Raw genomic sequence first — 12,191 nt, forward strand, 5'->3', positions numbered from 1 at the left:
GCTGATCCACCACCCTTGTGCACCTCATGGTGGATCCGGAGACTCCCGAGCGAGGCGCTTCCGTCGTTCCTGATTCCTGCCTCTCCCGCCCGTGGTACCGTGGCTGATATGCCCCGGTCTCGGCGTCCAGGAGCGTTGTCGCATCAGCGCGTCAACGAGCTTGGGCACGGCGACGGCACGGAGGGTACCGCTCGTGTGGCAAGCATCGGCTTCCGGTGGACGATCCGACGCCAATCTCCCGATGGCGGACAGCGCGCGCGCCATTGCGGCGCGCTCTGACCGCTCCGGCGACGCCGCTCCCGCTTCTTCTGCGGTCGGGCGGGGCGACGTAGCCCAGGACCCGCGGCGCAACCAGCTCGTCGCCGGGCGGTACAAGCTCTCGCGGCTGGTCGGACGCGGCGCCATGGGCGAGGTGTGGCTCGCGCACGACAGGGCGCTGCGGATCGACGTCGCGCTCAAGCTCCTCACGGTCCAGCGCGAGAGCCAGGCCGACACCGCGCTGGAGCGCTTCCGGTTCGAGGCCCAGGTCGCGGCGCAGCTGGCGCAGAAGACGGACCACGTCGTCGCCGTGCACGACGTCGGCAACGATCCTGCCGTGGGTCCGTACCTCGTCATGGGCTACGTTCGAGGTCGGTCCCTGAGGCAGCTCATGCAGGAGCGGGGGCCGATATCCCCGGCGGAGCTCGCCCCGCTCCTCGGCCAGATCGGAGAGGCCCTCTCCGTCGCGCACGGCCTCGGCATCGTGCACCGCGACATCAAGCCGACGAACGTGCTGCTCGAGGAGGAGCGAAATGGTGACGTGCGCGCCAAGGTCGCGGACTTCGGCATCGCCAAGTGGATCCGAAAGGAGCTACCGGCCGACTTCCCCCGTCGAACCATCGGCGGCGTGGTGCTGGGCACGCCGGCGTACCTGAGCCCCGAGCACGCATGCGACGGGGACACCAACCCGCACTCGGACATGTGGGCGCTCGCGGTCGTCTCGTACGAGGCGCTCACGGGTCGGCTGCCCTTCCCTGGCCACACCATGAGCGACGTGCTCGCCTCGATCCTGGCCAGCGCGCAGTCGCCGCGGTCGGCGCTGTACCCGGAGGCGCTGCCAGCGCTCTCGGCCTGGTTCGCGCGTGCGTTCGCCCTGAACCCGGCGGAGCGGTTCCCCTCGATCGAGGCCATGGTCGCCGCCTACAAGGCCGCCGTCGGCCCGTCGGGTGCGCCGGCGCGAGCCGAGCGAGCCGAGCCCGCGCGCCGGGGCAAGCTGGGCCTCGCGGCCGGCGTCGTCGTGGCGCTTGGCGTCGTGCTGTCGACCGGCGCGCTGTGGGCGCAAGCCCAGTTCCCCGCCGCGCTGCGGGCGTCGAGCGTCGACGCGCGCGCCGCGTCCATCCTTCGCGCCGCGCAGGCGCGCATCGAAGCCCAGGCGAGCCCACGCCCAGCAGCGAGATCGGGTGACGCCGCGGGGGTGGGGGCCGCCGTCCCCGCGCCCGAGGAGGCCGCCGTCCCCGCGGCCGCGCCGCGCCCCCTCTCCGCGCAGGCCGCGCGCCCGGCGCCGCAAAGCGCTCGCATCCCCCGCGGTAACCGCGCGACCGGCGCGCGAAGCGTGCCCGCCGAACGCGAGCTGCTCAGGACGCGTCACTGAGCGGTTGTTGCCAACGAGCGCGTACGTAAAACGAGCCCGCTCGCGGCGCGATGAGGTGTGGCGTGGCGGACGGCTCCGGCAGGGTCGCGGGCCTCGGAGATGGAGATCCCCATCCACCTGGAGGAGCGGCAAGGCGCTCGAGCCTGCGACCGTGATGCTGAGGGCGGCGCCCGGCCCCTGGCTGTAGCTGCCGGCGATGGCCAGATTCAGGAGATCGTCACGGCGCGCGGGCTCCCTGGGCCGCCGCTCTCGTCGCTTCTGCCTTCAGCTTCCTCAGGTGTCCGTGCAGGGTCTCGGAGTCGAGGCCATGTAGCGTCAACCGGAAGCCGGCCTCGAGCGTCGAGCTGGGCACCATGGGATGATGGTTGTGCACAAGGGCGACAGGCAGCGGGTCGTTCAGGATCTTGCCGACGTAGAGCGCGATGATCTCGTCCAGCTGCAGCGAATTGCTCGCCCGCCAGAAATGGTGGTCCGACAGGAACAGCGCATAGAGCGGCGTGTAGATCTCGATGGCGGTCTGCAGGTCGACGACGTTCAGCCAGGTGTTCGGGAGGTCGCCGATGCTCGCGTCGTCGTCTGTGATGGCAGAGAAGTCGATCTCTTTCCGGGGCTCGATCTCACGCCCCTCTGCGCGAAGCTTCTCGTTCAGCTCGATGATGAAGTTGTAGAAGATCAGATCGTGGACCGTGAACGTGTTGTCCAAGAGGTCCTCCAGCCTCCTGGTCCTCAGCGGCGTCGTCGTCTCGAGTTCGATGCCCGGGACGTTGTCCTCGATGAACTTCAAGATCTCCGTGCCGATGGTGAAGTGGCGCAGGATGAGGTAATTGGCCTCCGGGGCGACGAAGAGCCTCAGGCCCCAGTAAATGGACCGGTGCAACAACCACGGAGATTGCCAGCTCGCCGGGACGAGAATCTTCATGAGCTTGATGCCGGAGATCGACAGGCGGGCGAACGGCCTGATGATCGGCATCACGACCCTGCGCGTGGTGCTGCGCTGGCTCTTCAGGAAGGCGGCTTTGGCCCTCTCGTCGATCGGCAAGGACCGGTCCAGGTACAAGGCCAGCCACGGATCGGGATCCCCGGGGTCGTGCTTCATTCTCCTGAAAAAGCCCTGAAAGTCCATGTCAGTAGCTCCCGATCTCCTCGAGCTGGAGGCGGTAGAGTCGCGCGGTGACCCGGGCGGTCTTGAGGATCCTCGGCGCCATCCGCGGGAGGTTCAAGATACCACAGCGGAGCGCCTCTTCCAGCTCGCCCAGGTGATCTTCGTCGGCCTTCGCGTGATAGAGATAGAAGCTTACCGCCTGCGCCTCCAGGCGAAGGGCGGACTGCACATGCTCGGCCCACTGGGCCGCGACCCGCTTGCCGAGGCCTTCGATGATGTACATGGCGCCGAGGAGATCGAAGGGGTTCGGCTGATCGGCTCGATGGAAGATCCAGGCAGACAGGGCCTCGCTGCCGATGTTCAGCTCGTGCCGCGCGAGCCCGGCCGGGTCGCCGCCGCTCTTCAGGTAGTCTTCCTCCAGCATCAGGTAATCGCGATGCTCCGCGGCCGCGTGGCGGATGAAGCGCGAGCGCAGCTCGGCGAACTCGTGGCCGATGTTGGACGCGGCGCGCGCGATCCAGAGCGCCCCGTTCATGACCTGCGCCCGGTGGTTCAGCAGGAGCTCGTGGTAATCGGCCAGGCGAATGCGACGCTCGATCACGCGCCGCACGATCGGGATGTGATGCACCTGGGACTCGAAATCCAGCCAGATGGACGACAGCCCGCGCAGGACGGCCTGCGGTGAATCTTCGTCTCGAGGCGATGTACGTTCCGGAAGCATGCTGAACCTCCCTGGTGATGACGGCGGGTCAGACGACCGTGAGCAGCATGAAGGCGATGACGCAGCGGCCGCTCTCCGGGATGAAGCCGAGGACCTGCTGGCCCGGCTGCAGATCCCGCTCCTCGATCAGCTGGTGCAGCATGAGGAGAATGGATGCGGCCCCCGTGTTCCCCTGGGAATAGAGGTTCGTGAACCAGCGAGCCTCGGGCACCATCGCCCCGGTCTTCGCGAGCAGCTTGACCATCTCTCCGCGGAGAGAGTGGGACGAGTAGTGCGCGAGGAAGTGGTCGATGGCTCCGGGCCTCAGGCGTCGCCGATCCACGAGCTCAAGGTAGTGCTTCGCCCACACGGGGAACATGCGGTAAAGCAGATCGAAGTCCTGCTTGAGGACGACGGCGCCCTGCTGCGCCGCGAGCGCAGGGCTGTCGTAGTGACTCCAGGGCTTCCTCTCACCCGCCCGGTTCCTGGAGGTGCCCGCGTACATGCAGGGGTCGAAGCGGTCGGCGTAGGAGCAGAGATCGATCCATTCCACCCTCAGGGAGCGGCGCCCCTCGTTCGGCCTGGTCTCCAGGAGCCAGGCGCCGGCCCCGTCGGAGAGGGTCCAGCGGAGAAACTCGGTCTCCATCAAGGCGGAGGAGTCCTCGCCTTCCTGCTCCCGACCGGCATAGAAGCCAGGTCGGAAGAAGCGACTGGAGAACTCGGCGGCGCAGGCCACGCCGCAGTCGTGCTCGCCCGCCTTCAGCTGGAGGTAAACGGACTTGAACGCCATCATGCTGCTGGCACAGACGCTCTGAAAGCTCGCGATCTCCATGGGTCGCAGGCCGAGCTCGCCGTGGACCGCGCTGGCAAAACCGGGGACAAGGAGGTCGCCCTGGGTGGTGGCCGCCGCCAGGAAGGAGAGCCTCTCCGCGGCGATCTCGCTGCGCGAAAGCGCGTCCCGGATCGCACGAGCCGCCATGTCTGCGCTGCTGTGAAGGTGCACGCCGTCCTGCGTCAACGCATAATGACGTGTCTTGATGCCGTTCTGCCGCAGGACGAAGCGCCCGAGCCTGGAGCGCCTGTCGTTGATCTCGCCGATGTACTGCTCCATCTCCTCGTTCGGGACCGGCTTGCCAGGCAAGAAAGCGCCAGTGCTGGTGATGTAGACGGAACGATCCATGATCCTTCTCCGTGGCAGACATGGGCTTGGAGCTCGTCACGGCGGCCATCAACACTACCTCAATCGCCCTCGCCGGGCCGAGGCGTAACCATGTCCCGTCCTCGGGCTCTCGCTAGCGCCCGTCTTGGTCGGAACCTGCGCGATCGTGCTCTGGGCCGTCGAAGAGGCGAACCGCGCCGAGCTCGAGGGCATCCGCGCACATCGTGCACGGCGTGCCTGTCGATGAGCTGCAGAGCTCGGCGCCGCCGCCCAGGTTCATCCGCATCCTACGGCCGGCCGGCGCCAGCCATGCAGTCCGACTTGGCTGCCGTCGTCGTAGCCAGACACGAGCTTCGTGCGCGGTGGCGCCCTGCTTGCATCAAGACGGCAGCGTCAGGTGCAGCCATGGCGCAAGAAGCCCCCAAGCCGGCCGAGAAGAGACGGCCAAAACACGTACGCAGCCCACTGAAAGACGTTGCGCCGAGCCGCCCCAGGGGACTGCCTGCGCAGGATGATCGAGAGCAAGCGCCGAGGGCCGAGAAGGACCGCTCGCCCGCGCCGCCTGGCGAGCGGTCGACCCAGGCGCCCCACGGAGCGCCTCGGCGTGAGCACGAACCGCGCGGCGGGCGCGAGGGGCAACACCGAGGCAGCGCCGAGCAGGCTCACGATCATCGTGAGCTCGCTCAGCAGCTTCGCGTCGATAGCCTCCGCTGCTCGACGATGGCCGGCTCCGGGCACCCGACCTCCAGCCTGTCGGCGGCCGATCTCATCGCGGTGCTCCTCCGCGGCTACCTCCGCTGGGACCTGAGCCATCCGGAGAACCCCAACAACGATCACCTGATCTTCTCGAAGGGCCACGCCTCCCCGCTGCTCTACGCGATGCTCAAGGCGGCGGGCGTCATCTCCGACGCGGAGCTCCTGTCGTACCGGCGTTTCGGGAGCCCGCTGCAAGGGCACCCGGTGCCGACGCTCCCCTGGGTCGACGTGGCGACCGGCTCCCTGGGTCAGGGGCTCCCCATGGGCGTCGGGATCGCGCTCTCCGGGAAGTACCTCGAGAAGGCTCCCTACCGTGTCTGGGTGTTGCTCGGCGACAGCGAGATGTCCGAGGGATCCATCTGGGAGGCGTTCGACCACGCGCGCCACACGAAGCTCGGCAACCTCATTGCCATCCTCGACATGAACCGCCTCGGGCAACGCGGACAGACGCCCCTCGGCTGGGACTCCGCGGCCTACGCGGCGCGCGCCCGCGCGTTCGGCTGGCGAGCCCTGGAGATCGACGGCCACGATCCAGCCGCCATCTCCGGCGCCTACGCCGAAGCGCTCGGCGCCTCGGACGCGCCCGCGCTGATCGTCGCGCGCACGGTGAAGGGAAAGGGCGTGTCCCTCGTCGAGGACAAGGACGGCTGGCACGGAAAGGCGCTCGACGAGGCGCAGTGCGCGAAGGCGATCGAGGAGCTGGGGGGCACGCGCGACATCGTCATCGAGCCAGAGGCGCCTGCGCCGGGTGAGCCTGCTCCGCGGCCCACCGCCGGGCCGCTGAGGCTCCCCGTCTACGAGCGCTCCACGGCCGTCGCGACGCGGAAAGCCTACGGCGACGCGCTCAAGGCGCTCGGCGCCGCGCGCGCGGAACTCGTCGCCGTGGACGCCGAGGTCAACAACTCGACCTTTGCCGAGGAGTTCGCGAAGGCTCATCCAGACCGCTATTTCGAGATGTTCATCAGCGAACAGCAGATGGTGGCCGCCGCCGTCGGGCTGAGCGTCCGGCGCTGGTCGCCCTTCGCGTCGACGTTCGCGGCTTTCCTCACGCGCGCCCACGATTTCCTCCGGATGGCCGCGGTGTCGAGGGCCGATATCCGCGTCTGCGGCTCGCACGCGGGCGTATCCATCGGCGAGGACGGCCCGTCGCAGATGGGGCTCGAGGATCTGGCCATGATGCGCGCCGTCCACGGCAGCACCGTGCTCTATCCTTGCTGCGCCAATCAGGCCGCTCGGCTGGTGGCCGCCATGGCCGACCAGAAGGGCATCGTCTATCTCCGAACGACGCGCGAGAAGACGCCCATCCTGTACGATGCGACCGAAGCGTTCCCCATCGGCGGGAGCAAGGTGCTGCGCGAGACACCCCACGATCGCGTGACGATCATCGCCGCCGGCATCACCGTGCACGAGGCGTTGAAGGCCCACGCAGAGCTCGAGGCGAGCGGGCTCTCCGCTCGAGTCCTCGACGCGTATGGCATCAAGCCGATCGACGCCGCCGGCATCCGCGCGGCGGTGCAGGCCACGGCGGGAAACGCCGTCGTCGTCGAGGATCACTGGGCCGAGGGCGGCCTGGGCGACGCCGTGCTCGAGGCCCTGGCCGGCGAAGAGCCCGTCGTCGCGCGCGTCATCCACCTCGCCGTGAGGGAGATGCCCGGCTCGGGCACCCCGGCCGAGCTCCTGCGTGCGGCGGGGTTGGACGCTTCCTCCATCGCTGGCGCGGCGAAGCGGCTCCTCTCCGGCGACGCACGCCGCGCGCGATAGCCCTGGCCTCGCGCGCTGTTCGCCGAGCTGGCGTGATGCACCACCTGGGCAGAGCGTGCCACGCAGCTCGTCTTCGGTGACAGAGGCGTGCCCTGCGTCTCGCGGTGACCCGCCTCGGCACCCGCGCGAGTGCCGAGGCCGAGGCGCGGACAAAAAGAAAAAAGAGCGCCCGTCCGACGGTGTGGGGGGGGAAACCGTCCCTCAGGCGCTCCGGGGGCAGGGCTATGCAGGAGCTGGGCCAGGAATCTCCTGACGTGGATCCGTGAATTTACGTAGGCGCCGTACGGGTGAAGCTTTCGTTTTTGGTATGGCGGATTTCGTTGGTGAAGCGTCGGGGCGCCATCTTCCGCGCAGGCGGCGGCACGGTGGCGCTCGCCCGAGCGCGAGGCGAACCGCCTGGGCAGCCAGGCGAGCGCTGCGCCTAGGCAGGGCGGTGGGGCGTGCCGGCGATGGCTCCGACGCGGCGCGTCTTCGCAACGCGCCTCGCCTGCTGCCGGATGTGCTCCACGGCCTTCTCGAAGAAGGGCTCGGGGGAAGCCTTGCTGACGGTGATCTGATCTCCGCCGATGAGGACGACGAGGAGGCCCCTGTCGGTCCTGCCCACCGCGAAGAAGTCGACGGTGAACGGCAGCTCTTCCTCGACGGTGAGGGACAGCTGGCACTTCAGGACCTCGCCGACGCCGGGCTGATTCTCGACGACGAACCGCTGCAAGAGCCCGTTGGCGTGGGCGTCTCCGGTGATCCGGTTGAGCGCCCACTTGTCCCTCGGCCAGGCCATGTGGTCACGGAGCTCGTATATCCACTGCAAGAGCTCCTCGGCGACCTGGCCGATCGCCGCCTTGGACGCCTCGTAGGACAGCTTGATCTGCTCGTATTTCGTCATCGGGGCTCCATCGCTCTCCGGCGCGCGCCCTCGAGGCTACCAGATCGCCGCGCCTCGCCGCACGCGGATCGGGCCCCTCGGCCTCGCCGACGCCGCGGGATTCGTCGGCGCAGCGCGCGGCGCGCGGCGTCGCGGACGGCCTCGAGGCGCTCGCGCCCCCTGGTCTCCGCGCGCCGCGGCCGACGGGACCGGCCGGGCTCGCTCAGGCGTATTGTTGCAGCAGCGCGCCGCGCATGGGGTTATCGCAGGCCTTCACCGCCGCGCGGAGCGCGTCCCTGTCGACCGGCACCCTGTGCAGGCTGACGTTCACCGCGCCGCCTTGCGCCTCCACGGTCGCGTACTCGGCGTGGTGCAGCAGCGTCGGCGGCCCGCCGTTCGCGTACTCCTTGAAGGGGAGCCCGACGCTCCCCGGATTCACGAGGAGCGTGCCGCGGTGCTGGCGGAGCATCTGGAGGTGCGTGTGCCCCCCGGCCATCACCGTCGCAGCGTGGCCCGCGAGGCGGCGATCGAGCTCCTCCGGCGGGGTGTTCGCGAGGAGGTCCTCCATGTGAGACCGCGGCGAGCCGTGGAACACGAGGAGCGTCGAGTGAGCGTCGAGCGGGATCTCGAGGCGCGCCTGGAACGTGCGCAGGAAGGCGAGCTCGTCTCTCGACAGCCGATCACGGCACCAGTCCACCGCGTCGACGACGATGGGGGCCTCGGTGTAGGTGCGGATCAGCTCCGGATCCAGCATGAACTCGTCGTGGTTCCCGAGGATGCACGGGCACTTGAGCTCCTGCAGCATGTCCAGGATGGCCGAGGGCCGCGGTCCCAGCGTCGCGACGTCGCCGAGGCAGATCACCTGATCGACGCCCGTCGCCCGGATGCTGGCCAGCACGGCCCTGAGCGCCACTTCATTGCCGTGAATGTCGGATATAAGCGCGATCCGCATGGCAAGACCCCCTTCAGCAGCCATCGAGACGTTGGAGCGGCTCTCGGCGCCTCGCGGCGTCCGATCGGCGGACTCGTGACGATAGACCATGTCCGCCGGCGCCTCCAGCCCTTCGCGCCCGGCCCGGTAAGGCGGCGCGGCGGCGCAGCGGCGTGGCCGCTGGCGGCGATGGACACGCGCGTCACGGCCGCGAAGTTTCCCCAGTCTCCCTGCACGCTCCCTGCACGCGCCGGACCACGAGCGGGTAGGATCGGCGCGTGCGCGCGCTCTGGCCCGTGGACATCGTCGCCTTGAACCCCGTGTCGTGCGGTGCGGTCCTGTGGCGCATCGGCGGCGTGCTGCGCGTCACGATCCTCGTGAAGGCGACGTTCACCCTCGGCGCGGGTGACGACGCGGATCTCGTGGCGCCCGAGCCCGTCGAGCGCGAGGACCGCTTTCACGACGACGACCCCTCGCGGAGCCTGCGCACCGCGAGCGACACCGCGCCGTACCTCCCCGGCGCCGGCGTCGTGCTCACCGGGCACGCGCATGCGCCGGACGCCACCGGGCCGGTGATCGGCCTCTCGGCGAGGCTCGCGCTCTTCCGCGATCGGCCGCTGCTCGACAAGACGATCCACGTCTTCGGGGACCCCACGCCGGGCAGCATCGCGCCCACGCCGTTCCAGAGGATGCCGCTGGTGTACGAGCGCGCGGCGGGCGGGCCCAGCCATCCGTGGAACCCGGTCGGCGTCTCCGAGGCCGGCGAGGGCGCGCGCGCCGACGCGCTGGATCCAGCGATGGGCGCAAGGCGAGCGCGCCCGAACCTGGTCAATCCGACGAGCCCCCGCCGGCCCGCGTGCTTCGGGCCGATCGCGCCTCACTGGGCCTTGCGGAAGCGGCTCTTCAACGGCTTCGAGCCAGGCGCCACGCGGCGTGCGGCGCAGCTCGGCTCGCCCGGCGCGGACCCCGCCGCCGCGGGGCGCGCGGAGGTGCTCGACATCCCGGCAGACTTCGACTTTCGCGCCTTCAACCCGGCGCCGTTCGATCAGCAGATCCCCTTTCTGCAAGGCGATGAGCGCATCCTCCTGGAGAACCTGAGCGCGGAGAGGGCGTTCGTCTGGACGCGCCTCCCCTCGGCGCGCGCCCGTGTGCGCCGCTACCGCATCGACGCCGCGCGAGCGGGCGCATCGCAGGAGATCCCGCTGGTGGCCGACACGCTCGTCATCGACGGTGATCGACAGATCGCCTCGCTCGTGTGGCGGGGCAACTTCGCGATGGAGAGCGAGGAGGCGCTTCAGGGCATCCGCCTGTTCGCGGGTGTCGAGACGCTCAAAGGGACCATTTCGTGGCCGGAACACGGCGCGCCGCTCCCCGGGGACCCTGCGGCGACGCACCGGAGTTCGGCGCCGGCGGTGCTGCTTGCAAGGCCGATCGTGGCGCCCGCCGGGCTGGTGGAGACAGGCCCGCTCTCGAAGAGGAAGATGGAGATGCCGGTGCTCCCCTTTCGTGATTTGCCTGCCGCGCCGCAGGCTCCTGCTCCTGTCGCCGTGAGCGGAGGCGTCACGGGACCGCTGGGCCAGAGGATGCCGATCCCCGAGGACAGGCTCGCGGAGGTCGGGGCAGAGCGGGCGCAGTTCCCGGTGGCAGCGCCGGGGACGAGCGCGTCGCGCGGGGAGGACCCCATCCCGGGCGCGCCGTGGAGCCTGATGGCCGCGCCTCCGGTCGTCAGCCCCGCTGGCGCCGGGGGCTCGCGGGCCGGGCGCACGCTGGTCGACTCGGGAGATCCTGAGAGCGGTGTCGTGGAATCGACGCCGCCGCCGGAGCCGCATCCCGTGGCGGCTCCTCGGGCGGAGTCGTCCGGGTCGACGCTCGCGGCGCGAGAGCCATCGAGGCGGGAAGCGGCCTATCCGGCGGTGGAGGTGGCACCGCCGGAGAAGGTGAGTCTGCTGTTCGAGGTGGCGCCGCCGGCGCTGGCCGAGGCGGCAGCGCCGGAGAGGGTGAGTCGGCCGCCCGAGGTGGAGTCGCCGGCAGCCGTATCGCCGCCTGTGACGAGCGAGCCGCTCGCCGGGTTGGAGGCGCGAAAGCACGCCGAGGTGAGGCTCGCCGAAGGCGGCGATTTCGATGGAGACGACCTGTCGGGCGGCGACCTGTCGGGGCTCGACTTCAGCGGGCGCTCGCTCGCGCGGTGCGCGCTCCGCGGCGCGAGGCTCCGTGGTGCCCGCCTCGCGGGGGCCAGCCTCGCCGAGGCGACGCTCGACGAGGCCGACCTCCGCGGCGCGGACCTGTCTCGCGCCGATCTCACGAACGCGCGCGCCGACCGCGCGGAGCTCGTCGAGGCTTCGCTCGAAGAGGCGGACCTCCGAGGCGCCTCGCTGCGCGGGGCGAACCTGGAGCGAGCGCGGCTCGCTCGTGCCCGCGGCGACGGCGCGATCCTCTCCGCGGCGAACCTGGCAGGCGCCGACCTGGAGGATGCGCGCTTCGTGGGCGCGTCGTTCGCCGGCGCCAACCTGCGTGATGCGAAGGCCGATCGCGGCGATTTCATGTCGGCGCGGTTCGACCGCGCCGACCTCGGCGCAGCCTCGTTCTGCAAGACCCGCCTCGTCGCCGCGGTGCTGGCGCACGCGAAGCTCGATCTGACCGATCTCCGCGGCGCCAATCTGGAGCGTGCCAATCTGCATGGGGCCTCGCGGAGGCGGGCGAAGATCGCGGGCGCCAACATGAAGGAGATCGACGAGACGGCGCCGGTGAGCCCGGAAGATCCGGAAGGCTCGTGAGCGATGGGGAGGCGACTGGCACGCCGTACCGGTGACTGCGACGGGGCCGGGCCGGGTGACGGTTCGAGGCGCGCCGGCACCGGCACCTCCCTTGGCCAACGCCCTCAGGGCGCCAGAACGAGCACGTTGGTGACGCTGGGCACGATCTTGGCGCCTGGCGCATTGGTGTTGTTCTGGATGGTCATGCTGGTGAGCCGCGCCAGCGGCATCCCCCCGACCACCACGGTGAACGCCCCGGTCACCGTGCGTGCAGGGCCCATCACGGTGCCAGACGCGACGCCGGTCGCCAGGCCCGCGTTATCGCCGTTCGTGAGCATGGGCATCGTGGCCATGTTGTGCGCCGGCGTGCACGTCATGAGGACGTTCGGCACGAACCCCACGTCGGTGGGCTCCATCGCGATGTTCGGATAAGGCACCGGGACCGGAGCTGGCGCAGGTGGGGCCGGGGTGAGGCACACGTCGGGAAACGCCAGGCACATGCCGCCAGCGCTCGTCTTTGCCAACATATCGGGCTCT

Annotated in this window: 8 protein-coding genes and 1 pseudogene; 3 read left to right on the top strand and 6 right to left on the bottom strand. The window is 70.0% G+C overall.

Features of this window, described 5'->3' with window-relative positions:
- The first annotated feature begins 241 nt into the window (after window positions 1-241).
- Window positions 242-1,630: a protein kinase domain-containing protein gene (locus WMF34_RS43340; protein ID WP_437991492.1), complete on the top strand. Its 1,389-nt coding sequence runs from the start codon at window positions 242-244 to the stop codon at window positions 1,628-1,630.
- A gap of 217 nt (window positions 1,631-1,847) precedes the next feature.
- Here WMF34_RS43340 and WMF34_RS43345 read toward each other — a convergent pair whose 3' ends face one another.
- The 3 genes from WMF34_RS43345 to WMF34_RS43355 are packed head-to-tail and all read right to left on the bottom strand — an operon-like array spanning window position 1,848 to window position 4,612.
- Window positions 1,848-2,726 (bottom strand): DUF6999 family protein, encoded by an 879-nt coding sequence (locus WMF34_RS43345; protein WP_437991493.1) that lies wholly within the window; start codon window positions 2,724-2,726, stop codon window positions 1,848-1,850.
- A 28-nt stretch (window positions 2,727-2,754) separates the two neighbouring features.
- Window positions 2,755-3,453, bottom strand: a complete 699-nt coding sequence (locus tag WMF34_RS43350) for an iron-containing redox enzyme family protein (protein WP_437796906.1) — start codon at window positions 3,451-3,453, stop codon at window positions 2,755-2,757.
- A 28-nt stretch (window positions 3,454-3,481) separates the two neighbouring features.
- Window positions 3,482-4,612, bottom strand: coding sequence for a beta-ketoacyl-ACP synthase III (locus tag WMF34_RS43355; RefSeq protein WP_012241075.1), 1,131 nt, complete (start codon window positions 4,610-4,612; stop codon window positions 3,482-3,484).
- Between the two features lie 627 nt (window positions 4,613-5,239).
- Between WMF34_RS43355 and WMF34_RS43360 the strand changes: the two are divergent.
- Window positions 5,240-7,108, top strand: a pseudogene (locus tag WMF34_RS43360) (transketolase); the annotation flags it as partial.
- 421 nt (window positions 7,109-7,529) lie between these two features.
- Here the strand turns inward: WMF34_RS43360 and WMF34_RS43365 are convergent.
- Complete coding sequence (locus WMF34_RS43365) at window positions 7,530-7,991, bottom strand: hypothetical protein (RefSeq protein WP_012241077.1); 462 nt, start codon at window positions 7,989-7,991, stop codon at window positions 7,530-7,532.
- Between the two features lie 202 nt (window positions 7,992-8,193).
- A complete protein-coding gene (locus WMF34_RS43370; protein WP_044967190.1) occupies window positions 8,194-8,922 on the bottom strand; it encodes a metallophosphoesterase family protein in 729 nt (242 codons plus the stop codon).
- A gap of 257 nt (window positions 8,923-9,179) precedes the next feature.
- Between WMF34_RS43370 and WMF34_RS43375 the strand changes: the two genes are divergently transcribed.
- The gene (locus WMF34_RS43375; RefSeq protein WP_437991494.1) at window positions 9,180-11,675 is read left to right on the top strand and encodes a DUF2169 domain-containing protein; all 2,496 of its coding nucleotides are present in this window, start codon (window positions 9,180-9,182) and stop codon (window positions 11,673-11,675) included.
- 104 nt (window positions 11,676-11,779) lie between these two features.
- Here WMF34_RS43375 and WMF34_RS43380 read toward each other — a convergent pair whose 3' ends face one another.
- Complete coding sequence (locus tag WMF34_RS43380) at window positions 11,780-12,181, bottom strand: DUF4150 domain-containing protein (RefSeq protein WP_012241080.1); 402 nt, start codon at window positions 12,179-12,181, stop codon at window positions 11,780-11,782.
- Window positions 12,182-12,191 lie beyond the last annotated feature (10 nt).

It is taken from the genome of Sorangium sp. So ce145 (genome assembly GCF_051525985.1).
Taxonomy (GTDB): Bacteria; Myxococcota_A; Polyangia; order Polyangiales; family Polyangiaceae; genus Sorangium; species Sorangium cellulosum_B.